This window comes from Hydrogenophaga soli (genome assembly GCF_054777695.1).
The window spans coordinates 51,816-76,351 of the sequence record NZ_BAAHAK010000004.1 but is presented as its reverse complement, the minus strand read 5'-3'; the positions used below and the strand labels follow the sequence as shown (position 1 = coordinate 76,351).

General features: G+C 68.0%; 19 protein-coding genes. 11 read left to right on the top strand and 8 right to left on the bottom strand.

Features of this window, described 5'->3' with window-relative positions; all coding sequences use genetic code 11:
* Positions 1–5: 5 nt before the first annotated feature.
* The 6 genes from ACYVB7_RS08555 to ACYVB7_RS08530 are packed head-to-tail and all read right to left on the bottom strand — an operon-like array spanning position 6 to position 5,843.
* Positions 6–566, bottom strand: coding sequence for a DUF3833 domain-containing protein (locus ACYVB7_RS08555; protein ID WP_460506363.1), 561 nt, complete (start codon positions 564–566; stop codon positions 6–8).
* Entirely contained in the window at positions 524–1,897 is a 1,374-nt protein-coding gene (locus tag ACYVB7_RS08550) for an MFS transporter (RefSeq protein ID WP_460506361.1), read from the bottom strand. Before ACYVB7_RS08550 ends, ACYVB7_RS08555 begins: the two co-directional genes overlap by 43 nt.
* Positions 1,894–2,517, bottom strand: coding sequence for a hypothetical protein (locus ACYVB7_RS08545; protein WP_460506358.1), 624 nt, complete (start codon positions 2,515–2,517; stop codon positions 1,894–1,896). Before ACYVB7_RS08545 ends, ACYVB7_RS08550 begins: the two co-directional genes overlap by 4 nt.
* Positions 2,486–3,727, bottom strand: coding sequence for a class I SAM-dependent methyltransferase (locus ACYVB7_RS08540; RefSeq protein WP_460506355.1), 1,242 nt, complete (start codon positions 3,725–3,727; stop codon positions 2,486–2,488). The genes ACYVB7_RS08545 and ACYVB7_RS08540 overlap by 32 nt, the downstream gene beginning before the upstream one ends.
* Positions 3,724–4,548: a DUF1365 domain-containing protein gene (locus ACYVB7_RS08535; protein ID WP_460506354.1), complete on the bottom strand. Its 825-nt coding sequence runs from the start codon at positions 4,546–4,548 to the stop codon at positions 3,724–3,726. The genes ACYVB7_RS08540 and ACYVB7_RS08535 overlap by 4 nt, the downstream gene beginning before the upstream one ends.
* Positions 4,545–5,843, bottom strand: coding sequence for an NAD(P)/FAD-dependent oxidoreductase (locus ACYVB7_RS08530; protein ID WP_460506352.1), 1,299 nt, complete (start codon positions 5,841–5,843; stop codon positions 4,545–4,547). Before ACYVB7_RS08530 ends, ACYVB7_RS08535 begins: the two co-directional genes overlap by 4 nt.
* A gap of 140 nt (positions 5,844–5,983) precedes the next feature.
* Here ACYVB7_RS08530 and ACYVB7_RS08525 point away from each other — a divergent pair, with 140 nt between their 5' ends.
* The 4 genes from ACYVB7_RS08525 to ttcA all read left to right on the top strand — a co-directional run bounded on the left by ACYVB7_RS08525 (position 5,984) and on the right by ttcA (position 14,219).
* Positions 5,984–6,997, top strand: a complete 1,014-nt coding sequence (locus ACYVB7_RS08525; protein WP_460506350.1) for a MerR family transcriptional regulator — start codon at positions 5,984–5,986, stop codon at positions 6,995–6,997.
* 252 nt (positions 6,998–7,249) lie between these two features.
* Complete coding sequence (locus tag ACYVB7_RS08520; RefSeq protein WP_460506349.1) at positions 7,250–12,238, top strand: phosphorylase family protein; 4,989 nt, start codon at positions 7,250–7,252, stop codon at positions 12,236–12,238.
* Positions 12,239–12,268: 30 nt separating this feature from the next.
* Positions 12,269–13,375 carry a homocysteine S-methyltransferase family protein gene (locus tag ACYVB7_RS08515; RefSeq protein ID WP_460506348.1) on the top strand — a complete coding sequence of 369 codons (1,107 nt, stop codon included), beginning with the start codon at positions 12,269–12,271 and terminating at the stop codon, positions 13,373–13,375.
* Between the two features lie 7 nt (positions 13,376–13,382).
* Entirely contained in the window at positions 13,383–14,219 is an 837-nt protein-coding gene (ttcA, locus tag ACYVB7_RS08510; protein WP_460506347.1) for a tRNA 2-thiocytidine(32) synthetase TtcA, read from the top strand.
* Here ttcA and ACYVB7_RS08505 read toward each other — a convergent pair.
* Positions 14,173–14,565 carry an HPF/RaiA family ribosome-associated protein gene (locus ACYVB7_RS08505; protein ID WP_460506346.1) on the bottom strand — a complete coding sequence of 131 codons (393 nt, stop codon included), beginning with the start codon at positions 14,563–14,565 and terminating at the stop codon, positions 14,173–14,175. The two genes, ttcA and ACYVB7_RS08505, sit on opposite strands and share 47 nt — an antisense overlap.
* A gap of 178 nt (positions 14,566–14,743) precedes the next feature.
* Between ACYVB7_RS08505 and ACYVB7_RS08500 the strand changes: the two genes are divergently transcribed.
* Positions 14,744–16,111 (top strand): U32 family peptidase, encoded by a 1,368-nt coding sequence (locus ACYVB7_RS08500; protein ID WP_460506344.1) that lies wholly within the window; start codon positions 14,744–14,746, stop codon positions 16,109–16,111.
* Here the strand turns inward: ACYVB7_RS08500 and ACYVB7_RS08495 are convergent.
* Positions 16,018–16,800, bottom strand: a complete 783-nt coding sequence (locus ACYVB7_RS08495; RefSeq protein WP_460506341.1) for a hypothetical protein — start codon at positions 16,798–16,800, stop codon at positions 16,018–16,020. The genes ACYVB7_RS08500 and ACYVB7_RS08495 overlap by 94 nt on opposite strands.
* 104 nt (positions 16,801–16,904) lie before the next feature.
* Here ACYVB7_RS08495 and ACYVB7_RS08490 point away from each other — a divergent pair, with 104 nt between their 5' ends.
* The 6 genes from ACYVB7_RS08490 to ACYVB7_RS08465 all read left to right on the top strand — a co-directional run bounded on the left by ACYVB7_RS08490 (position 16,905) and on the right by ACYVB7_RS08465 (position 24,535).
* Positions 16,905–17,855, top strand: a complete 951-nt coding sequence (locus ACYVB7_RS08490; RefSeq protein WP_460506339.1) for a TerC family protein — start codon at positions 16,905–16,907, stop codon at positions 17,853–17,855.
* Positions 17,856–17,891: 36 nt separating this feature from the next.
* Positions 17,892–18,395 (top strand): GNAT family N-acetyltransferase, encoded by a 504-nt coding sequence (locus tag ACYVB7_RS08485; protein WP_460506337.1) that lies wholly within the window; start codon positions 17,892–17,894, stop codon positions 18,393–18,395.
* Between the two features lie 19 nt (positions 18,396–18,414).
* Positions 18,415–20,325, top strand: coding sequence for a gamma-glutamyltransferase (gene ggt / locus ACYVB7_RS08480; RefSeq protein WP_460507017.1), 1,911 nt, complete (start codon positions 18,415–18,417; stop codon positions 20,323–20,325).
* Positions 20,326–20,453: 128 nt separating this feature from the next.
* On the top strand, positions 20,454–22,835 hold the full coding sequence (locus ACYVB7_RS08475; RefSeq protein ID WP_460506335.1) for a vWA domain-containing protein: 2,382 nt from the start codon (positions 20,454–20,456) through the stop codon (positions 22,833–22,835).
* Entirely contained in the window at positions 22,832–23,263 is a 432-nt protein-coding gene (locus ACYVB7_RS08470; RefSeq protein WP_460506333.1) for a CPBP family glutamic-type intramembrane protease, read from the top strand. The genes ACYVB7_RS08475 and ACYVB7_RS08470 overlap by 4 nt, the downstream gene beginning before the upstream one ends.
* A 9-nt stretch (positions 23,264–23,272) precedes the next feature.
* The gene (locus ACYVB7_RS08465; RefSeq protein WP_460506330.1) at positions 23,273–24,535 is read left to right on the top strand and encodes a sensor histidine kinase; all 1,263 of its coding nucleotides are present in this window, start codon (positions 23,273–23,275) and stop codon (positions 24,533–24,535) included.
* The last annotated feature ends 1 nt before the right edge of the window (position 24,536 follow it).

The following is a 24,536-nucleotide window of genomic DNA, read 5'->3' as shown; positions in this document are numbered from 1 at the left end:
CCCGTTCAGCGTTTGGTGAAGCTCAGCGTCACCTCACCCAGGCGAAAGCCGAACTTGCTCATCACGGCGCGGTTGAGCATGACGCGCTCGTCGATCAAATACATCCAGTCGTCAAACTGCACCTCATAGACCTTGCCGTCCACCGGCAGTTGCAAGGTGTAGGCCCAGTGGAGGGTGTTGCCTGCAACCTGGCCTTGGGCCTCGCCCACCACGTCGTCGGCGGTGCCGGTGTAGCGGCCATCGGCGTGGCGTGTCAGCCGCCAGACGCGGCGCTGGGTGCTGCCGTCGTCGTACACAAAGTGCTCGTCCAGCACGCCTTGGTGACCTTGCCAGCGGCCATCGATCTGCACCACAAAGCGCTTGATGACCTGGCCGCTGCGGTCCTGGAACATGCCATGGGCTTGCACCGGGCCGTTGAAGTACCGGGCCAGGTCCAGCGCGGGTTGGGCCTGGGCATAGCCTTCAAGGTTCTGGTTGGCGCAACCGGCCAGCAGACCGAGTGCGGCGCACAGGGCCCAGGTGCTCAGGCGGCGGGCGGTGGTGGAGCGGTGCAGGGGCTTGGACATGGTGTGACCTTCAAACCCCGGAGGGGGTGGATGAAAAATGCATACAGCAGCGCAGCCGCCATCAGCTTGAGCACGCCGGGCAGGCCGCCGTAGGCCAGGGACAGGGCGGCCAGGTCGCGCCCGTCTGGCGTGCCGGGTTGGTAGCCCCACAGGCCCAGCAAGGGCAGGGCCAGCCCCGCCGCCAAGGCCAGGTTGAGCTTGGCAGCCAGGGCCCACCAACCGAAATACTGACCACGGTGCGCCTGTGCGGTGGGGTGTTCGTCCAGCACCCGGGCCAACAGGGCACTGGGCAGGGCCAGGTCGGCCCCCAGCGTCAGGCCCGAGAGGGCACACACCACGCCAAAAGCCCACAGATCACCGGTGTGCAGCAGCACCGCGGCGGAGAACGCGGCCACCGCCAACACCATGCCCACGGCCCAGGTGGTGGCCACGCCCCACCGACGCACGCCGCGCAGCCACAGTGGCAGCCCCAGGGCCGCGCAGGCGAAGTAGAGGCTGAGCAAGGCCGCCTGCGCGGGGCCCGGGGCGGCCAGTCGGTCGGTCATGAACAGCACCACCAGCGTGGCGGGGATGGCACCCGCAATGCCGTTGAGCACGAACACCCCCATCAGCCGCCGAAACGGGCGGTGCGCCCAGGGCGCGTGGTGGGCATGGCTGTGGGCCGCTGCTGTGCCGGGTGCCACCGCAGATGCGCGCGAAGACCCCAACGCGGTGGGGCGGGGCGCTTGCCACCAGGCCCACCAGCCCAGTGCCATGGCCAAGGCCAGCACGGTCCAGGTGACCGTCCAGCCCGCCAGGGCGGGCAGGGCCGACGCCACCAGCACCCCCACCAGCCCGGCGCCTTCGCGCCAGGCAAACAGGCGGCTGCGGTCGGCGTCGGAGCGGGGCAAGGCGGAACCCCAGGCCTGGTGCGCAACGCCCAGCAGGCTGTTGGCACAGCCCACCGTCAGCAGCACCACCGCCACGGCGGCCACGTGCGTTTGCCAGGTGGCGTCCAGCGGGGCGAACAGGGCCCCCACACCGGCCACCACCAGCAGGCCCGCCAGACCCGCCACCGCCAGCAGGCGGTGGGGGGCGGTCAGCAACAGGCGGTCCGTCCAGCGGCCCAGGGCTGGGTCGATCAGTGCATCGAACACCCGCACCGCGAGCAACAGCCCCCCGGTGAAGGTCAGCGACCAGCCCAAGGTGACGGCCAGATGGGGGGGCAGGTGCACGTACAACGGCAAGGCCACAAACGCCAGGGGCAGGCCCATGAGCCCATAGCGCAGGTCCGCCCACGGTGAGGCTGACGGACGGGTGGATGGCGTGGCGGACATGGCAGAGGGGCTCACGCCGGGCTGAGCAGCGCGGTGCGCAAGGCCGGTTCGGACGTGGCGGCAGACAGCCAGATGCCAAAGAACAGCGCCGAAAACACCGGGTCGTCCACGCGGCCCAGCACCCGGGGGCCGGACTGGAACAAGGCCCCTTGCGTGGGGCGGTGCCAGCCCCGCAGGCGGTCGCCTGGGTTCACATCGGGCAGGATGGCGCTCAACTTGTCAGTCCAATCGGCCTCTAGCGCTTTTTCTATATGGGTTTGTCGCTTCATTTCCAATAGCGAACGTTGGGCAATGTCCCGGGCGCTGAAGGCGTGGGCGTACTGCAACTCCAGCGCCAGGGGGTGGCGGGCGTGCTGGGTGGGGTCGAAACCGTCGGCCGTCCACAGCCGGGCGGTGTAGACCTCCAGCCCCCAAAACCGCAGCTGACCCTCGCCGCGTGGCCACAGGGTGACGCCCTGGTGCACCAGGGGTTCTCGCGCGGGGGGTGCCTCGCGGGGGCGGCCCGCGGCGGTGTCGTTGGCCAGCACCTGCGGAGCCACGCCAAGGCTCGCCAAGCCCGCCATGTGGGCCAGTGCCCGCAGGGCCTGGCGGCGCGGCAGGCGCTCAGGGCTTGGACAGGGTGAACTGCACGACATCGATGTCTCCCGTGCGGAAGCCCGCCTCGCAGTACGCCAGGTAGAACTCCCAGATGCGCATGAAGCGGTCGTCAAACCCCAGCGCCCGCACCTCGTCCTGGCGCGCCAGGAAACGCACGCGCCAGCGGCGGCAGGTTTCGGCGTAGTCCAGGCCAAACGCCATCTCGTCCACCACCGCCAGACCCTGGCGCTCGGCCTGCGCCCGAAAGGCGCTGGGGCTGGGCAGGCATCCTCCCGGAAAGATGTACTGCTGGATGAAGTCGGACGAGCGCAGGTAACGCTCGAACAGGTCGTCGCGGATGACGATGCTCTGGATGCACGCCTTGCCGCCGGACTTCAACAGGCGCGACACCGTGCCGAAGTAGGTGGGCCAGTAGGCCTGCCCCACCGCCTCCACCATCTCGACGGAGCAAATGGCGTCGAACGGCGGGTCGGCAATGTCGCGGTAGTCCTGCAGGCGCAGATCGGCCTGGGCGGAGCGGCCCGCCTGCGCCAGGCGCGCCTGGGCATAGGCCAGTTGCTCGGTGGACAGGGTCACCCCCGTCACATGGGCGCCGCGCTGGGTGGTGGCCATTTCGGCCAGGGCACCCCAGCCGCAGCCGATTTCCAGCACGCGGCTGCCGGGTTGCACCCCCGCCTGGTCCAGCGTGCGGCGCACCTTGGCGTTTTGCGCCGCGGTGAAGTTGCCGTCGGCGCTGCGGTCCGCCGGGTCCTGGAACCATGCGGACGAATAGTTCATGCTGGGGTCCAGCCACAGGCTGTAGAAGGCGTTGCCCAGGTCGTAGTGGGCGTGGATGTTCTTGCGGCTGTTGGCGCGTGTGTTGCGGTGCAGCCAGTGGCGGGCCCGGTGCAGCAAGCGGGTGGCCCAGTGGCCGAAGATCAGGCTGTCCAGCGCCTGCCGGTTGGCCGACAGCAGTTGCAGCAGTGCGGGCAGGTCGGGGCTGCTCCAGTCGCCCGCGATGTAGCTCTCGGCAAAACCGATGTCGCCGGACCGAATGGCGGCCTGGCAGGGCGACCAGTTGTGCAGCGTGAGCGTGGCCTTGAGGCCGTCGCCCATGGCCTGGCCCACTTGCTGCACCGAGCCGTCAGGCCAGTGCACCGTCAATTGGCCATGGGTCACGTGCTTGAGCAGGGCCTGCACGGCACGGGCAAAGGCAGGCACCGAGTGTCCCGGGGCCACAAAGGGGCGTTGTGCGGTGGTGGAGTTCATGGGCGTGTCGCAGAGGGCTGCGCGGGTTTGGTGTGGATGGCGACGCCCTTGAGCCACAGCTGGAGCGCCTGCCAGTGGATGCGGGCGGTCACCGCCCAGCTTTGCACGGGGTGTTGCCAGAAGGCCCGGCGCACGGCCGCCGGGGTGGCAGGGGTCAGGGTGGCGCTCAGGCTGGTTTGCAGCAGCGGGCCCTGGGGGTCGTCGTGGTCGATGCGCACCACGCTGCGGGCCTGCCCGTCGCGTTGCGTGCACAGAAAGCGAAACGCATAACGCCCCTGCACCGAGCAGAAGGGCGACACGTGGAACACCTTGTCCGCCCACTGCGTGCGGCCCCAGCAGGGGCGGTCCAGCACGTAGCAGTGGCGCTCGCCAAACGTGTTGTTCACTTCGGCCACCGTGGCCCGAACGCTGCCGTCGGCGCTCAGGGCGTGCCAGAAGCTCACCGGCTTGAAGGCGTGCCCCAGCACGCGGGGAAAGCATTGCAACCACAGCTCGCCATCCCCCTCGGCCGCGGGGATGCCTTGCGATTGCAACAGCGCATCCACCCACGCCACCAGGGCGCTCAGGTGGGGGCTGCCGTCGCCATGGTCGCGCGGGTCGAACTGCATCCAGCGCCCCGTCAGGCCCGAGGCGGCCAGCAGTTCGGGCTGCCGGCTCAGGGTGCGCAGGGGCAGCCACAGCGAGCAGGCCCGGTAGGCAAAGGCATGGCGGGTGGGACGCAGCCGGGCGTGACGCACCAGCCCGCTGGCCAGCATGGGCACGGCGGACCATTGGCCCAGGCTGTGCGTTCCCTCGGTGGGCGGGGAGGAAAGGGCGGTCATGTCACCGGCTCTTGCAGGCGTTCGAGAAGCTGGGTGGCCACGACCTGGCCGGAGCGCAGCCCGTCTTCATGGAAGCCGTAGCCCGTCCACGCGCCGCAAAACCACACACCGCCGTGCCCTTGCAGTGCCGCCACGCGCGGCTGGGCCTGGATGGCCGCTGCATCGAACACCGGGTGGGCGTAGGACATGCGTTGCAGCACCGCCTCCGGGCGGATGCTGCCCAGCGGGTTGAGCGACACGATCACCGGCTGGCGGAACGGCAGGGGTTGCAGGCGGTTGATGAGGTAGTGCAGGCACACCCGGGCGGACTCGTCGCCCACGGTGGCGGCACGTTCGTAATTCCACGCCGCCCAGGCGGCCTGGCGTCGGGGCAGCACCTGGGTGTCGGTGTGCAGCACCGCCTCGTTGGGCTGGTAGCGGATGGCCCCCAGCACCTCGCGCTCGGCGTGGGTGGGCTCGGCCAGCATGGCCAGGGTCTGGTCGCTGTGCGAAGCCATCACCACCTGGTCAAACGTGTCGGTGTAGCGGTCGGTGGCCACCTGCACCCCCTCGGCCACCCGGCGCACCTGGCGCACCGGCGTGCCCAGGCGCACATCGGTGACCAGGGCCAGCAGGCGGCGCACGTACTCGCGCGAGCCGCCCGCCACGGTTTTCCACTGCGGGCGGTCGTTCACCTGGAGCAGCCCATGGTTGTGGCAGAAGCGCACCATGGTGGCCACGGGAAACTGCAGCATCTGGTCGGTGGGGCAGCTCCAGATGCAGCCCAGCATGGGCAGCAGGTAGCCGTCGCGGAACACCCGCCCAAAGCGGTGCTGGTCCAGAAACTCGCCCAGCGGTTGCAGCGTGGCATCGGCCTGGCCCGACGTGGCCAAGGCGGTGCACAGCCGGTTGAAGCGCAGGATGTCCACCAACATGCCCCAAAACCGCGGCCGCAGCAGGTTGCTGCGCTGGGCAAACACGGTGGACAGGTCGTGCCCCGACCATTCCAGCGCCTCACCGCCGCTCCAGCCCGGGGCCTGCACCGAAAACGACATGTCGGCGTCGGCCACCGGCACGTTAAGCTGGTTGAACAGCGACACCAGCCGGGGGTAGGTGCGCGGGTTGAACACCAGAAAGCCGGTGTCCACCCCGTGCGTCACACGCTCCCCGCCCACCCCCGGCAGGCTCACGTCCACGGTGTGGCTGTGGCCCCCCAGGCGGGTGTCGGCCTCGAACAGCGTGACCTGTGCATGGGGGGCCAGCAGGGCGGCGGCGCTGGCCCCGGAAATGCCTGAACCGATGACGGCGACTTTCATGCGGCGTTCCCCTTGTGGACGGTGGGTGTGGTGGAAATGATGGCACAAAGTCTACATTTGTCCTAGACAAAACAACATTCAAATGGTTTTGTCCAATGTGTTAAAACGTGGATCTGCTTTTGTCCACCCTGTTCCACCCCATGTCCACACCCTCCATTCCCGCCGGTGCGTTGCCTGGAGACCTCGCCATTGCCGAGGTGGCGCTGGAGACCGGCGTGCAGAAAGACACCCTGCGGGTCTGGGAGCGGCGCTACGGTTTTCCGGTGCCGCTGCGCGATGCCCAGGGCGAGCGCCGCTACAGCGCGGAGCAGGTGCACCGCCTGCGCCTCATCAAGCGCCTGCTGGACGCCGGTCACCGCCCCGGTGGCGTGGTGGCACTGCCCGCCGAGGCGCTGGAGGCGCAGCTGCGCCAGCTGCCCGCAGACGCGGCGCGGCCACGGGGGCGGCGGCCCGCGTTGCAGGCCCGGGCCACGTCAGGCCCCGCACCCGCTGCTGAGCCCTCAACGGGGGTGGACTGGCCGCAGTGGCGCAGCTGGCTGCACGCGGGCGCGGTGGACGCCATGCACCAGGCGCTGGGCCAGCATGCGCTCAAGCACGGGCTCATTCACACGGTCGATGGACTGTTGGGTCCCTTGGGGCAGGCGGTGGGCCAAGCTTGGTTTGCCGGGGACATCACCGTGTACCAGGAGCACCTGTACACCGAGGCCGTCACCCGCTTTTTGCAAGACGCCCTCACCCACGCGGACCGCCAGCACCCGGCCCCGCGCCAGGCCCCGCGCGTGCTGTTGACCACCCTGCCCGGCGAACAGCACACCCTGGGGCTGCTGATGGCCGAATGCATGCTGGCGCTGGAAGGTTGCGAGCGTTTGTCCCTGGGGCGGGACACCCCGCTGACCGACCTGCTGCAGGCCGCCCACCAGTGGCAGGTGGACGTGGTGGCCCTGAGCGTGAGCGCCCACGCCCCCGCCTCGGAGGTGTGGGCGGGCCTGCGCCAGTTGGTGGCGGGTTTGCCCGCAGGGGTGGCGGTGTGGGTGGGGGGCGCGTCGCCGCACCTGCACCGCCGCGGCATGCCCCAGGGGCCGCAGGTGCTGGGCCGGGTGGGCGAGTTGTCTGCGGCGGTGTTGCGGTGGCGGCAACACTCCGCCAAACCCTGAAGACCGCCGCAGTCACTGTTTGAAGAAAAGCGACACTGACGCTTTCATTGCATGGTGTGTTTGCTATCTATTTTAAAGTAGACGGCCACGCCTGCATGGACACCAAACCGCCAGCGAATACTTGGACACAGCGGGCACGGCATCGGGCGGGCCTCCAAAAAAACTCAAAACAACCATTGCAACTTTTTGCGATGCGTCGGAGAATTCGCGTCATTCATTCATTTCAACCATTACAACTTTTGGAGATTGGCCATGCCAACCGCCACTGCACCCATGGACCGGGCACAGGTCAACAACTTGCTCCAAAAGCTGGAAAAACACGTCAGCAAGTCGGTTTGGGATCTGTTGCAGCGGCTGTTCAAGGAGTTGGCAGCGGATGGCTCCGCCAGCAGTGCTCAGCTCCACGGGGCGCTGTTTCCCATGGCCGAAACCAAATCGGCCAGCGCCCAGCTGTCCAAACTGCTCAAGGAAGCTGAAAAGGCGGCCGAGCGGGCGGGCTTGGTACTCAGCTATGGCTTCGAGGGCGAAAAGAAGCAAGGCGCGGGTCAACGCCGCTTGCGTTTCTATGGGCCGCCCATTGGGTTTCAGCCTGACCTTGAAGGCTTGCGCAGCATCCCTCCACACCAGGTGATCGACGGTCAGGTGGGGCGCCCCTTGGGGGATGCGCCCAAACTGCTCTTGGTCACCTTCAATGAGCATGAGCACGCTGCCCTCAACCGCACCTTTGTGGGCGACACACAGCCCAGCATTCGGCAGGATGGCGGTTGTTTGGTGGACGACCTGGGTGTGCACGGCGGTGTTCATGTGCTGCACCGTTTCAGCCAGCAAGGCAACGCCAATGCACAAGAGTCGGTCAGCATGGCCATTGGCGCGTACCGTCCTCGCTACGTCATCGCTTGCGGCATTGCGTTTGGCGTGGACCCGTCCAAGCAGCGCATTGGCGACGTGTTGTGCAGCGAGTTTGTGGTGCCCTACGAACTGGGGCGCATGACCAACGGTCAGTTTGCGCTGCGGGGCAGCCAACCGCCTGCGTCTTCGCGCTTGTTTGACTGGGTTCGCCAACTGGACCAGCGGATGAAATCGTCCCCCAGTGCTGGGGCATGGCCCACCGTGAGAATGGGCGGCATGCTCAGCGGAGACAAGCTGGTGGACGATCAAAACTACCGCGAAGCCCTGGTGGCGCTGGCCGGTAAGCAGCGTGTGATGGGAGGGGAAATGGAGGCCGCGGGCGTCCATGTGGCCACTCGGCAAAGCGAAATCCCGTGGATCGTCATCAAAGCCATTTGCGACTGGGCAGATGGCCACAAAAACGCCGCCAGCAAAGAGGCCGACCAACAAACCGCGGCCACCAATGCGGCCACCGTGGTCAAAGCCTTGTTGGACACCCGTTGGCTCACCCCCAAGGGTGCCGATGCCACGCCAGACGAAGAGCCGTGCACGGCCTTTGTGCCCACCCACTGCCTGGACGTGTTGGAGCGCCAGCAGCACTTTGCCGACCGGCAAAACGGGCGCAAAACCGAACTCCGCCGCATCGCGGCCCTGGCCAACACAGCCCCGGAGTCCGCTCGGGATGACGCAGAGCCCACCGAAGACGAACCCGTCACCGCGCTCGACCACATCGCCGACTGGGCTCGCAACCCACAGGAGCGGGAGTTCTTTGCCCTGCTGGGCGAGACAGGCATGGGCAAAACCACCACGGTCCAGCGGCTGACCCAGCGCCTGTCAGACGAACGCGCACAGGGCAAAAACACCCTGCCGGTGGTGTACTTTGACTTGCGCAAGGTCAACGTCACCGCCCTGCAACCCTCCCCCAGTGCGCGGGAAGAGATCCCCCTCACCATCAGTGAACGCACCATGCAGGAGTGCGTGCGCAACGGCTGGCTCAGCGTGGATGGGCGCTTGCCCAGCCTGCAAGAAATTCACAACGCCATCGACGGTGGTGCACTGGTGATTTATGACGGCTTGGACGAGGTGCTGTCTCGCCTGGGCGAGCGGGAGGGGTTGACCTTCACCCAAGGCCTGCTGCGCACGTTGGAAGAGTCGCGTGCCCGCCAAACCGGGCGAACAGCGGGTGCGGGAGACGCTGCCCCACCATCCAAGTTGCTCATCACCTGCCGCACCCAATTCTTTCGCAGCCTGGCCGAGCAAGACGAACACCTCACGGGCGAACGCCGTGGCCCCAACCAACCCGAGCGTTTTCGGGCATTGGAGCTGCTGCCCCTGACCGATGAGCAGATACGCCAGTACCTGAATGCGTCGCTTCCAGCACAGCAAGCCCAGGCGTTGATGGAACACATTGAAACCATCCACAACCTGCGTGAATTGGCCGGGCGACCTTTCACCCTGACCTTGGTTCAGCAGTTCCTGCCGCAAATTGAACAGTGGAAGCGCTCGGGCCAGCGTATCACCGGGGCGGTGTTGTATCGGGAAGTGGCCCGCAACTGGCTGGTGCGCGACAAGCAAAAACAGAGCTTGCGGCTGGAAGACAAGGAAGCCCTGGCCGCGGACATGGCACGCTGGTTTGCCCAGACACGCCAGCGTGGCGTCAGCGCTTCAGCGCTGGAAGATTGGGTTGACGAGTGGCTTCACGCCCAGGGCCCTGCGTCCCGCTACCAACGCATGGAACGCGAGGTGCTGTATGAGGACGTTCGCAATTCCACATTCTTGAAGCGGGTGGACCAGTCTGACGCCCCCACCCAAAGCCGCTTTGAATTTGCCCACACCTCGCTGTACGAATTTTTCCTGGCCCTGGCCTTGCTCAAGGCTGTGGTCACAGGGCAGCGTGAGCACTGGTGTTTGCACAAGGTCAGTGAGGAAACCTGGACCTTTTTTGGCCAACTGCTGGACGCCGATCCGCAGCGCCAATCCTTGCTGAACACCCTGAGCGAGTGGCGCTTGACGGCACTGCCCTTGGCCAGCGAGCGCCAGTTGCAATACGCCATCCGCGCCCACCGCCAGGGTTTGCCGCTGCCCATCACCTCGGGCTTTGCCTTGCAGGGGGCGGACCTGTCCGACTGGACCATTGGGCCACTGCAAGAGCCGGTGGGTCCCGCCCGTGGCCCCTTGTTTGACCTGTCGAACGCCCACTTTGAAGGCAGCCTGCTGCGCCGCACGCAATTTTGGGCATGCAATGTGCGCGGGGTGGTGTTTGACGGTGCAGCCAGGGCACAAACCGCCTTTGTGGCATGCGAGCTTGACGCCGCGCAGGTCACCCAGGCCACGGATGAGCGGTTGCCGCTGCGCTGGTGCAAAGCCTCTCCCGCCGACAAAGCGGGGCGAGGAGCAGTGCAAATTCCAGGAGACGAGATCCAAGTGGTCAGCGCGGGCCATAACGGAGGGGTGAATCACGTTGCCATGTCAACCGACGGATGTTGGCTGGCGTCAGCGGGGGATGACGGCACAGTGCGGGTGTGGAGCGCAGTCACGGGTGAGCAGCTGCGGGTGCTCCAAGGGCATGAAGAGGGGGTGAGTGCCTGCGCGTTTTCAGTCGATGGGCGCTGGCTGGCGTCTGCGGGGTATGACGGCACGGTGCGGGTGTGGAGCGCAGTCACGGGTGAGCAGCTGCGGGTGCTCCAAGGGCATACAGGCTGGGTGAGTGCCTGCGCGTTTTCAGGAGATGGGCGCTGGCTGGCGTCTGCGGGGTTTGACCGCACGGTGCGGGTGTGGGATGCGGCCACGGGCGCGCAGCTGCGGGTGCTCCAAGGGCATGAAGAGGGGGTGAGTGCCTGCGCGTTTTCAGCCGATGGGCGCTGGCTGGCGTCTGCGGGGGATGACGGCACAGTGCGGGTGTGGAGCGCAGTCACGGGTGAGCAGCTGCGGGTGCTCCAAGGGCATGAAGAGGGGGTGAGTGCCTGCGCGTTTTCAGTCGATGGGCGCTGGCTGGCGTCTGCGGGGTATGACGGCACGGTGCGGGTGTGGAGTGCAGTCACGGGTGAGCAGCTGCGGGTGCTCCAAGGGCATGAAGAGGGGGTGAGTGCCTGCGCGTTTTCAGGAGATGGGCGCTGGCTGGCGTCTGCGGGGTTTGACCGCACGGTGCGGGTGTGGGATGCGGCCACGGGCGCGCAGCTGCGGGTGCTCCAAGGGCATACAGGCTGGGTGAGTGCCTGCGCGTTTTCAGGAGATGGGCGCTGGCTGGCGTCTGCGGGGTTTGACCGCACGGTGCGGGTGTGGGATGCGGCCACGGGCGCGCAGCTGCGGGTGCTCCAAGGGCATACAGGCGGGATGAGTGCCTGCGCGTTTTCAGCCGATGGGCGTTGGCTTGCGTCTGCGGGGTATGACGGCACGGTGCGGGTGTGGGATGCGGCCACGGGCGCGCAGCTGCGGGTGCTCCAAGGGCTTGAAGAGGGGGTGAGTGCCTGCGCGTTTTCAGTCGATGGGCGCTGGCTGGCGTCTGCGGGGTTTGACCGCACGGTGCGGGTGTGGGACGCGGCCACGGGCGCGCAGCTGCGGGTGCTCCAAGGGCATGAAGAGGGGGTGAGTGCCTGCGCGTTTTCAGCCGATGGGCGCTGGCTGGCGTCTGCGGGGTATGACGGCACAGTGCGGGTGTGGAGCGCAGTCACGGGTGAGCAGCTGCGGGTGCTCCAAGGGCATGAAGAGGGGGTGAGTGCCTGCGCGTTTTCAGTCGATGGGCGCTGGCTGGCGTCTGCGGGGTATGACGGCACGGTGCGGGTGTGGGATGCGGCCACGGGCGCGCAGCTGCGGGTGCTCCAAGGGCATGAAGAGGGGGTGAGTGCCTGCGCGTTTTCAGTCGATGGGCGCTGGCTGGCGTCTGCGGGGGATGACCGCACGGTGCGGGTGTGGGATGCGGCCACGGGCGCGCAGCTGCGGGTGCTCCATGGGCATACAGGCTGGGTGAGTGCCTGCGCGTTTTCAGCCGATGGGCGCTGGCTGGCGTCTACGGGGTTTGACCGCACGGTGCGGGTGTGGGATGCGGCCACGGGCGCGCAGCTGCGGGTGCTCCAAGGGCATACAGGCGGGGTAAGTGCCTGCGCGTTTTCAACCGATGGGCGCAGGCTGGCATCCACCGGTTATGACGGCACGGTGCGGGTGTGGGACGCAGCCACGGGGGCAGAGTTGCGCAGCCATCTCCACGCCCACCACGCCTCCGCCGCTTGGGAACCCACCGGGCGGCTGTTGCACTGTTCGGGCCGTGCGTGGCGGTATTTGAACTACCAGTACCGTGATGCCCATGGCGCTTTGCAGGTGACACCCATTGAAGAATGCGCCCCCTGGCCGCATTGAGCAGACAACCCCTTTCCTACAATCGCCCCCATGACCTCCGCCAGCCCCTCCTCCCGTACTGCCTCCGGTTTTGCCGCCCGCGGCTACACCCGCGCCCAGGCGCTGCCCGCCACCCTGAGCCAGCGCATCGTCATCCTGGACGGGGCCATGGGCACCATGATCCAGCGCTTCAAGCTGACCGAGGCGCAGTACCGGGGCGAACGTTTTGCCGACTTCCACAAGGACGTGAAGGGCAACAACGAGCTGCTCAGCCTGACGCGCCCCGACGTGATTGGCGACATCCACGAGCGCTACCTGGCCGCTGGGGCCGACCTGATCGAAACCAACACCTTCGGGGCCACCACCGTGGCGCAGGAGGACTACGACATGGCCCACCTGGCGCGTGAGATGAACGTGGCCTCGGCCCGCATCGCCCGCGCCGCGTGCGACAAGTACAGCACCCCCGACCACCCCCGCTACGTGGCCGGTGCCCTGGGCCCCACGCCCCGCACCGCCAGCATCAGCCCCGATGTGAACGACCCCGGTGCCCGCAACGTGGACTTTGAAACCCTGCGCGCCGCCTATTACGAGCAGGTGGACGGCCTGGTGGAGGGCGGGGCCGACGTGCTGCTGGTCGAGACGATTTTCGACACCCTCAACGCCAAGGCCGCGCTGTTTGCCATCGACGAGTTCTTCGAGGCCACCGGCCACCGCCTGCCCGTCATCGTCAGTGGCACGGTCACCGACGCCTCGGGCCGCATCCTCAGCGGGCAGACCGTCACCGCCTTCTGGGCCAGCATCCGCCACATCCAGCCGCTGGCCGTGGGCCTGAACTGCGCGCTGGGTGCCACGCTGATGCGCCCCTACATCCAGGAGCTGGCCAAGGTGGCGGGCGACACCTTCATCAGCTGCTACCCCAACGCCGGCCTGCCCAACCCCATGAGCGACACCGGCTTTGACGAAACCCCCGACGTCACCAGCCGCCTGGTGCACGAGTTTGCGGCGGAGGGGCTGGTCAACATCGTGGGGGGCTGCTGCGGCACCACGCCCGACCACATCGCCGCCATTGCCGGGCAGGTCAACGCCTGTGCCCCGCGCAGCCTGAAGCTGGGGGCGCAGCCCATGGGCTTCCGGTCCGACGAGGCCGTGGCCGCCTGAGGGCCGCATGGCAGCCCCCGACGACGCCGAAGCCCAGGCCCAGAAGCTCGAAAAACGCCTGCTGCGCCAGATGGGCGAGGCCATTGCCGAGTTCGGCCTGATCGAGCCGGGCGACAAGGTCATGGTGTGCCTGTCGGGTGGCAAGGACAGCCATGGCCTGCTGGACCTGCTGTTGCGCTGGAAGGCACTGCACGGCACGCCGCCCTTTGAGCTGGTGGCCGTCAACCTGGACCAGAAGCAGCCGGGTTTTCCGGCGCATGTGCTGCCCGAGTACCTCACGCGCCGGGGCGTGCCCTTCCACATCGAAACCCGCGACACCTACAGCGTGGTGAAAGCCCAGGTGCCCGAGGGCAAGACCCAGTGCAGCCTGTGCAGCCGCATGCGCCGGGGCATCCTGCACCGGGTGGCCACCGAACTGGGGTGCAACAAGCTGGCGCTGGGCCACCACCGCGACGACATGCTGCACACCCTGTTCCTCAACCTGTTCTACGCCGGGCAGCTCAAGGCCATGCCGCCCAAGGGTGTGGGCAAGGACGGCGGCCAGGGTGTGGAGGCCCACACCATCATCCGCCCGCTGGCCCATGTGGCCGAGGCCGACCTGGCCCGCTGGGCCGAGATCCAGGGCTTTCCCATCATCCCCTGCACGCTGTGCGGCAGCCAGGAGAACCTGCAGCGCCAGCAGATGCGCGACATGATGGCCGACTGGGAGCGCCAGCACCCCGGACGCCTGGCCACCATGGCCAAGGCCTTGCGCCACGTGTCACCCGCCCACCTGCTGGACCCCCGCGCCTTCGACTTCAAAGGTCTGGGGCCGGAGTCACTGGCCCCCGTCCACCTGGATTGACCGGGTCTGCGCCCCTGCGGGCCGCACGGTTGCGAATGGATCGCGGCTTGCCCTGATCCACCCGGCGCAGCACGGCGTGCGAGGCGCGGGCCAGGGCGTTGTCCAGCGCTTCGCGCCAGTTGGCCGCTTGCGAGGACACGATCAACGGCGCCTGCCCCGGCATGACGAGCTGGACCTGGCAGGTCTTGTCCGTTCCCCCGCGGGGACCGTTGACGTCAACCAGGCGGACCACGGCCTTCTGGATCAGGCGGTGCATGCGCTTCAAGACCTGCCGCACGCGGGTCAAGGCGTGCACCCGCAGCTCGGCGGCGTCTTCGGTGGGCGACTGGTGAATGTGGATGTCCATGCAAAAACTCCTGTTGAACATGAGGAGCCCGGATGATGGGGACCTTCAGCCGCTTTAAAAAGAAGGCGTTTCTGGCGGCTTCGATCCGATTAATTCGAAGTGTTTGAGGGCTGGAAGCCATGCAGAATCGACAAATTTTGGGTGCCCACCCACCCTGTGCCGCGAAAGGTCTGTGCCCATGAACGTTCCCGAGCTGTTGCTGCCCGCTGGCACGCTGGAGCGCATGCGGGCGGCCTACGACTTCGGGGCCGACGCGGTGTACGCCGGTCAACCCCGCTACAGCCTGCGCGCACGCAACAACGAATTCAAGCTCCCACAATTGGAGCAAGGTATTCAGGAAGCAAAAGCGCGAGGCCGCAAATTCTTTGTGGCCAGCAACCTGATTGCCCACCACGACAAGCTGCGCACCTACCTGCGTGACATCGAGCCCGTGGTGGCCTGCCGACCTGACGCCCTCATCATGGCCGACCCGGGGCTGATCATGCAGGTCAAGGACCGCTGGCCCGAGCTGCCCGTGCACCTGTCGGTGCAGGCCAACACCACCAACGCCGCGGCGGTGAAGTTCTGGCACCGGGCGGGGGTGAGTCGCATCATCCTCTCGCGTGAACTCAGCCTGGACGAGGTGGCTGACATCCGCCAGGCCTGCCCCGAGGTGGAGCTGGAGGTGTTTGTGCACGGCGCACTGTGCATCGCCTATTCGGGGCGGTGTTACCTGTCGGGCTACTTCAACCGCCGCGACCCCAACCAGGGCACCTGCACCAACGCCTGCCGCTGGGGCTACCACACCCACTTGGCCGGTGTCGATCCCAACACCGGCGACGCCGTGGCCTTGGACGTCCCGGTGCACTGGATGACCCGAGAGACCCCGCCAGAGGAACTGCCCACCACCCACCTCATGAACAGCAAGGACCTGCGGGCCGTGCAGCACGTGGCGCGGCTGGTGCAGATCGGGGTGGACTCACTCAAGGTGGAGGGCCGCACCAAAAGCCGCTACTACGTGGCCCGTACCGCCCAGGTGTACCGCCGTGCCATCGACGACGCGGTGGCGGGCCACCCGTTCGACCCCGAGCGGCTGCTGGACCTGGACCACCTGGCCAACCGCGGCTACACCGCCGGGCTGCTGGAGCCCCAGCCCATGGACGGCTACCAGAGCTACCACACGGGCTATTCGGTGGGCGAACGCAGTCAATTCGTGGCCGAAGCGGTGGACACCGCCGACATGCAGGGCATCGATGGCCCTGACGCGCAGGAGGTTCCCGCGGCAGACGGTCAGTGGGTGCTGCTGGAGGCCAAGAACCGCTTTGGCGTGGGCGACACGGTGGAGGTGGTGCACCCCACGGGCAACCACACCCTGCGGCTGACGGCGTTGCGCGACCTGAACGGGCAGCCGGTGGCCGCGGCCCAGGGCAGCCCGGTGCGGGTGTGGGCCTGGTTGCCCCTGCATGCCGAGGGCTACCGGGGGGCCATGCTGGCCCGTTTGAACGAACCCGCCGATGCCGCCGCCGCCGCCGTGGCCATGGCCAGCCCCCAGGCCAGCGCCGGGTGAACCCCGGGCAGCACGACCACCAACACCCCAAAAAACGCCACAAACCCGCGCTGCCCGCGGGTGAAGCCGCTCAGCATGCGCACCGTGGCGTCGGCCCCGTGGCGGGGCAGGGTGAAGCTGGGCAGCACCGCTCCGGCAATGGGGGCGGCCAGCAGCACCCCGGCCCACAGCGTGGGCAACTGGCTGGCCCCGCCCAGCACGGCGGCGGCCACCCCCATGGCCACGGTCACGCGCCACGCCAGTTCGGCGCGGGGCAGGGGCACGGGGGCATCGCCGTCGGAGGACAGGGCGGGCATGGCCCGGCGGCCCAGTTCGGGCGACAACAGGGCCAGGCCCAGCGTGACCCATTCAGGCCGCGCCAGGGCCGACAGCGCCAGCGCCGCCGCACCGTAGGCCCCCAGTGCCAGGGTCAGGCTCCAGCCCCAGCGCCGCCAGCGCGCCGTGTGGGCAAACACCAGCAGGAAGACGATCAGCGCCGGTTGGCACACCAGCGTGGCCAGCGCGGCCTGGCGCACCTGCTCGGGACTCAGGTCCACCATCAGCAGCGCTGTGATGGGCCCCACGATGACCGGCATGCCCGCCAACCAGCCCCCCACCCGGTGCCCCCAGCGCTTCGAAGCCATGGACGAGGCCCACACGGCCAGGCCGATCAGGGGGAGTTTGAAGGTCAGCAGCATCCAAGGGGGCATGCCTGGATTGTGCAGCCTTCGAAAATTCGGGAAGGAGCCTTCGATTGCCTTCTTTCCAGGCAGATCGAAACAATCCGCCATCCCTTTGGAGAGGAATGGCCAACATGGAAAGCATTGCACCGCTGTGGTTGTGGGTTGTGTTCGTGGGCTTTGTGCTGGCGGCCCTGTTCGTGGACTTTGTGCTCCTGAAAAAGCAGGGCGCACACGAGGTGGGCGTGAAAGAGGCGTTGAACTGGTCGCTGCTGTGGGTGGGCCTGAGCTTGGCGTTCAATGGCCTGTTGTGGTGGGCGGTGAAGGACAGCTCCGGCTCCACCGCCTTGGCCAATGACAAGTCGCTGGAGTTCCTGACCGGCTACCTCATCGAGAAAAGCCTGGCGGTGGACAACATTTTTGTGTTCCTGATGGTCTTCACCTACTTCGCGGTGCCGCCGGCCTTCCAGAAGCGGGTGCTGATGATCGGCATCATCGGCGCCATCGTGCTGCGCACCCTCATGATTCTGGTGGGGGCCTGGCTGCTGGCGCAGTTCCACTGGATTCTTTACGTGTTCGGGGCCTTCCTGGTGCTCACCGGCGTCAAGATGTGGTGGGCCGCAGGCAAGGACGAGGGCCTGGACGACAACCCTGCCCTCAAGCTGCTGCGCAAGCTGTTGCCCATCAGCAAGCACTACGACGGCGAGAAGTTCTGGACCGTGGAAAACGGCGTGAAGATCGCCACCCCGCTGCTGATGGTGGTGGCCCTGGTGGGGCTGACCGACGTGATTTTTGCCGTGGACTCCATCCCGGCCATCTTTGCCATCACCCAGGACCCGTTCATCGTGCTCACCAGCAACGTGTTCGCCATTTTGGGCTTGCGGGCCATGTTCTTCCTGCTGCAGGCGGCGGCCAGCCGCTTCCACCTGTTGAACTACGGCCTGGCGGTGATCCTGGTGTTCATCGGCACCAAGATGATGCTGATCGACGTGTTCAAGATCCCCGTGGCCGTGTCGTTGGGCGTGGTGCTGGGCATCCTGGCCATCACCATGGTGTGGAGCACCAAGACCGCGCCCAACACCTGAGGTGTTGGCGGGGGCCGTCGCTATCATGCCCCTGCCATGACCATCCGCCGACTGCACATTGCCGATGCCACCCGCTTTCGGGCCCTGAGGTTGCGTGCACTGCGTGAACACCCCGAAGCCTTCACATCCAGTTTTGAAGAAGCCGTGCACCGTCCATTGGAGGACTCCGTGCGGCGCCTCGCCCCAGACGCCGACGAGCGCTTCTGGGGCGCGTTCGTCGGCGAAATGCTGGTGGGGATGGTCGGGCTTCACTCAGAACAAAGTGCCAAGACGCGCCACAAGGGCAAGGTGGTGGCGATGTATGTCGTGCCAGAACACACCCGACGTGGCATTGGCAAGGCGTTGCTCCACGCGTTGGTGGCACAGGCCCGAACTGACGGGTTGGAGTCGCTGACGCTGACCGTCACGGCGGGCAACCACGAGGCCGAACGCTTGTACGCGGATGTGGGCTTTGTGTCCTTTGGGATTGAGCCGCGGGCCATCAAGGTGCAGAACCAGTGCTATGGCAAGAACCACATGCGCCTTGACCTCACCCCGTGACCGTGTGACCCTCTCTTGTATGCCGTTGTCCCGCCGCACATTCACCACACCGTTGGCGCTGCTCGTTTGCCTTGCGTTGGCGGGTTGCGCCTCGTTGCATGGCAGCCCACCCGCCGGGGTTGCGGCTCCGTTGCCTGCGGCCACGTTCACCCCGCCGGAGCCCCCGTCCGGCTACACCCCCAAAACCGTGGCCTTTGCCGCGCGCGACATGGTGGCCGCGGCCCACCCGCTGGCGGTGCAGGCGGGGCTGGACATGCTGGCCCAGGGCGGCAGCGCGGTGGACGCGGCCATTGCCGTGCAGATGGCGCAGGGGGTGGTGGAGCCGCAGTCCTCCGGCATCGGTGGCGGCGCGTTTTTGCTGCACTTCGACCCCGCCCACCCCGCCGCCCCCGTCCAGGCCTGGGACGGGCGCGAAACCGCCCCCGCCGCGGCCACGCCCGACCAGTTCCTGGCCCCCGATGGCCAACCCCTGCCCTTCACCCATGCGGTGGATGGCGGCCTGTCGGTGGGTGTGCCCGGCGTGCTGCGCATGCTGGAGGCCGCGCACCGCCAGCACGGGCGCTTGCCATGGGCCACCTTGTTCCAGCCCGCCATCCGCCTGGCCGAGCAGGGGTTTGCGGTGTCGCCGCGCCTGCACGCGGTGGTGGCCTCGGTGGCCGAGCGCATGCGGGCCCAGGCGGCGCTGGGCCATGCCTCGGGCGTGGCCATGGCGCGGCAGTTTCTGGATGCCCAGGGTCAGCCCAAGGCGGTGGGCACCCGGCTCACCCACCCCGCGCTGGCCGACACCCTGCGCCGCGTGGCGGCGGGCGGGGCCGATGCGTTCTACCGCGGCGACATCGCCGCCGACTTGGTGGCCGCGGTGCGCAACCACCCCACCCGCCCGGGCCGCCTGACGCTGGCGGACGTGGCGGGTTATCAAGAAAAATTGCGCTCTCCCGCTTGTTTTACCTACAAAGTTCGCTATCAAATGTGTGGCATGCCGCCCCCCAGCTCGGGCGGAATTGCGGTGGGCCAGATCCTGGGCCTGCTGGAGCGGCTGCCGGTGCCCGCACAAGCCAACGCTGCCGACTGGACGCCCACCCACCCCACGGCCTTGCACCTGCTGACCGAGGCGCACCGCCTGGCCTATGCCGACCGCGCCCGCTACCTGGCTGACCCTGACTTTGTGCCCGTGCCCACCGCCGGGCTGCTGGACCCGGCCTACCTGATCGCCCGGGCCGCGCTGATCCGCCCCGACCGCACCTTGGGCAGCCCCGCCGCCGGGCAACCGCCGGGGGCGCCGCTGGCGCTGGGGTTGGACGCCTCGCCCGAGCTGCCCTCCACCAGCCATGTGGCGGTGGTGGACCGCCAGGGCCGCGCCGTGAGCATGACGACCACGGTGGAATCGGCCTTTGGCAGCCTGCAACTGGTGCGCGGCTTTGTGTTGAACAACCAGCTGACCGACTTTTCCTTTGTGCCCGCCGACGCCAGCGGCCCCGTGGCCAACCGGGTGGAGCCCGGCAAACGCCCGCGCAGCTCCATGGCCCCCACGGTGGTGCTGAACGCCCGCACCGTCGAGCTGGAGGCCGTGCTGGGTTCGCCCGGGGGCAGCGCCATCATCCAGTACGTGGCCCGGGCGCTGCTGGGCCTGACCGACTGGGGGCTGGACGTGCAGCAGGCGGTGGAGCAGCCGCACGTTGGGGCGCAGGTGGGGCCGGTCACGCTGGTGGAAAAAGGCTCGGTCATCGACACCGCGGCGGTGCACAACGCCCTGGCGGCGCGGGGCCACCAGCCGCAGGCCACCCCCGCGTTCACCAGCGGCCTGCACGGCATCGTGTTCAACGGCCAGCGGGCCGACGGCTCGTGGGGCCTGTTCGCCCGCCACCCCGGCCAAGGCACCTGGGCGGGCGGGGCCGACCCGCGGCGCGAGGGGGTGGCCGCAGGGCATTGACTGTGGCCAAAACACCGCAGCGCGGGCCGTGGTGTGACGCTTTTGTCACGCCCGTTTGAACAATCGCCGCGGTGTCCCTGCGTACAGTGCGCATCCAGGGTGTTTGTCCAACGGAGTAGGAGTCAACCATGTCCCGTCGTTTGAAATCCCGGTCCCTCGCGGCCCTTCTGATGGCGGCCATGGCCGCCCCCTACAGCCCGGCCACCTGGGCGGGCAACAACGCCTTGTCGGCGGTGGCCGACGTCAACACGCTGGACTACGTGGTCAACGTGGACTGGGACTACGACAGCCCCCCCACCCAGAACAGCAACCCCAGCCAGGTGCTGGACCGCAACTACATCACCAGCGTGTTGCGGCAGATGGCGCAAAGCAAGTTCACCATGACCGAAGGCCGCCACCGCCTGGGCACGGTGTACGTGTACAAGAACGCGCAGTTTGGCAACAACGTGGACATTCGGTTGCTCAACGTCAGTGACCGCTCCAACGCCAACCTGTCCGGCTGGGGCAAGCGCAACTTCACCAGCTTCAACTACGTGGCCATGGACGGCAAGCCCGAAACCATCCAGGGCCTGGGCCAGGTGATCACCCACGAACTGGGGCACTACACCTATGGCCTGTTCGACGAGTACCGCGAGGACGGCAAGGCCCTGGACCCGAACGACCCCGGCAGCCCCTCGGGCGTGGACACGCCCAAGAGTTCCATCATGCACGACCAGTACACCTACGGGTCGCTGTCGCTGCCGTCCGACTACGCCGACCCCAATGCCCGCCAGACCGCGCAGGCCCGGGCCATGGGCAAGGGCACCACGGGCCTGAGCGCCTGGGAAATGCTCACCCGCACCCCCGACCAGGACCCCGACTCGGCACAGGGCTATGGCCGCACGTTCTTCGAAGCCTTTCGGGGCATGGATGCCAACACCCTGCAACTGACCAAACCCACGGCGGGTTTTGACGCCAAGCTCAACGTGGTGTTCGTGGCCAACCCGGTGTTCCGGGACGTGATCCTGGTGGACCTCACCCTGCCCAAGGACCGCCTGGACGCCCTGATCCAGGCCGCCAAGGCCCTGGTGGCCCAGGCCAAGGACAACGTGCGGTATGCCATCGTGGCCTTCCCGTCGGCCACCGACGGCGTGGTGCTGGGTGCCACCTCCACGTCCATTGAAGGCAAGGCGGCCCTCAGCGCGGCCCTGGACGGCCTCACCCCCAACCCCAACGGTGTGTTCGACACCGCCGCCGCCTTCACCCGGGCCCGCACCCTGATCGACGCCGAACGCCAGGTGGGCGACCCGGCCACCGTGCACTTCCTCACCGGCACCGAAGCCGTGGTGCCCGCACAAACCGTGGCTGACATTCGTGCGGCCCGCGTGGCTGTCAACCCGCTGGGCCTGACCGGTGCCACCGCCGAGCAAAAGCAGGCCCGCCGCTCGCTGGAGCGCCGTCGTGCCGCGGGCGCCACCGTGAGCCTGACCCAGGTGGCCGACGCCACTGGCGGCAGCTACAACAGCGCCAAGAACGGGGCCGACGCCGCCAAGGACGCCACCAAGGCCGTCAACGAGGCGCATGCCAACCCCTACGCCACCATGGCCTTCGGGCTGAACGAGCCGCTCAAGGCCGGGGCCTCGTTCGACACCCCGTTCCGCGTGGCCGGTGCCGCCACCGACGGCGAAGTGGCCGCCAGCGTGTACTTCGACCCGGCGGACGCCGCCAAACTCAGCTTTGCCCTGGTGGACCCCAGCGGCAAGGTCCACGCCAGCAGCCAGTTGCCCCAGGGGGTGACGTTCAACCTGGACGGCCCCGACGGTTCTGCCGAGTTCACGCTGGCCGCCGACCTGGCCTCACGCGCCGGGGTGTGGACGGTGCGTGTCACCGCCAACGCCGCCACCACCGATTGGGTGAGCGTGGACGTGGCCGGCCTCACCCGCGTGGCGCTGTCGGCGCAGGTGGTGGGGGGCACGGTGGCTTCGCGCACCGCCCCGGTGCTGGTGGCCACGCTGGGGGGTGACAAACGCATCAAAGGGGCGGTGGTCACGGCCACCGTGGTGGACGAAAACGGCAACGTGGTGCTGGACAACCTGACCCTGGCCGACGACGGCGTGGCCCCCGACCAACGCGCGGGCGACGGTCAGTACAGCCTGAGCCTGGCGGGCAAGCTCAAGGCCGGGGAGTACTACGTGGAGGTGCGTGCCGAAACCAACGCCGGTTCGCGCACCGCCTCGCTGGGGGCGCTGGTCAAGGGCACCCGCGACGCCGAGCTGCCCGTGGACCTGATGGAGCGCATCACCGAAGCCGATTTCGAGCTGGAGGCCAACGCCCTTGGCGTGGTCGGGGCCACCACCCCCACCACGCCCGGCAACCCCTCCAATCCGTCCAACCCCGGCACCTCGACCTCGTCGGGCGGCGGTTGCACCGTCAACCCGCAGGGTGATGACGCCGGTCTGCTGCTGTTGCTGGGTGCCGGGCTGGCCGGTTGGGCGTTGCGCCGCCGCACCCTGCGCACCCGCCGGGTTTGACCCGCTGGCAAGCCGCGGGGTGGCTGGCCGTGGTGCTGGCCAGCCCCTGGGTGGCCCAGACGGTGGCCTGCGTCTGGGGGCGGCCCTTGGGGGCCGACTCCGGCGTGTGGCTGCTGTGGGCCTTGGCCGGGTCGCCCTGGCTGGAGGAATGGATTTACCGCCGCGCCGTGCAGGCCCCCGTGGCCCAAGCCCTCACGCCGCAGCCTCCCGCCGCCCACAACTCCACCCGTGCCGGGCACGTGGCCAATGGCGTGGCCGCCCTGGTGTTTGTGGCGGTGCACTGGCCCGCCCAAGGCATGGCAGCCCTGGCGTGGCTGGTGCCCGGGTGGCTGCTGGGCGAGTTGTTTCGCCAGACCCAGCGGGTGTGGCCCTGCGTGTTGCTGCACGCCTGGTTCAACCTCGGCCTGTGGTGGCACAGCCATTGCTAAGGCCTGGGCATGCCCGCCCAAGCCGCCCGCCCCCGCGCCCAGACCGGCCCTGCATCGCCCGTGCAAGCCCCTGTGGATGCGGCCTGGCGTGACCCGCTGGGCCTGATGCTGGCCTCCACGGGCGAGGGCATCTACGGCGTGGACCTGAACGGCCTGTGCATGTTCATCAACCCGGCGGGCGCGGCCCTCATCGGCTACGAGCCGGCCGAGCTGCTGGGCCGCAACATGCACGAACTCACCCACCACAGCCGGGCCGACGGACAGCGTTACCCCGAGGCGGAGTGCCCCATCTTCAACGCCTTTCGCCGCGGGCTGCCCTGCCGCATCGACAGCGAGGTGTTCTGGCGGCGCGACGGCAGCAGCTTTCCGGTGGAGTACTCCAGCCACCCCATCCTCAGCGGCGGCCAGGTGCTGGGCGCGGTGGTCACGTTTGTGGACATCACCGAGCGCAAACGCGCCGCCGACGCCCTGCAACAGGCCAAGGACGAGCTGGAGCACCGCGTGCGTGAACGCACCGCCGCGCTGGAGTCGGCCCTGCGCCAGGTGCGCGAGCTGGCGGCGTGGTCCGAATCGGTGCGCGAAGACGAACGCACCCGCATCGCCCGCGAGGTGCACGACGAACTGGGCAGCCTGCTGGTGGCCCTGAAGATGGACGTCAACTGGATGGACAAGCGCCTGTCCGAGCAGGAACAGCGCACCTCCGACGCCCAGGCCGACATGCGCCACCGCATGCGTTGCAAATGCCAGAACATGAGCCGACTGATTGAAAACGCCGTGGACAACGTGGGCCGCATCATCACCGACCTGCGCCCCAGCATCCTGGACCACCAGGGCCTGTGGGCCGCGCTGGAATGGCAGGCCCAGGAATTTGCCCAGACCGCCGAGTTGGCGCTCGACTGGCAGATGGACGTGGACGACGCCCCGCCCCTGCCCGAGCGGCAGGCCATGGCGGTGTTCCGCATCTTCCAGGAAATGCTCAGCAACGTGGGCCGCCACGCCCAGGCCAGCCAGCTGGCCGTGGCCATTGCCCGGGTGGGGCCGCTGCTGTGCATCAGCGTGCGCGACAACGGTGTGGGCGCCGACCCGCGGGTGTTCGACGCGCCCGACGCCTACGGCATCCTGGGCATGCGCGAACGCGCCCGCCACTTTGGGGGCCGCATCGAGGTGCGCAGCGCCCCCGGCGAAGGCACCACCATGGTATTGAAAGCAGAGCTGCAAACCCATGCAGATCAAGCGCAAAAGGCATTTTCTGACCTGAAAAATGGGCGCTGAC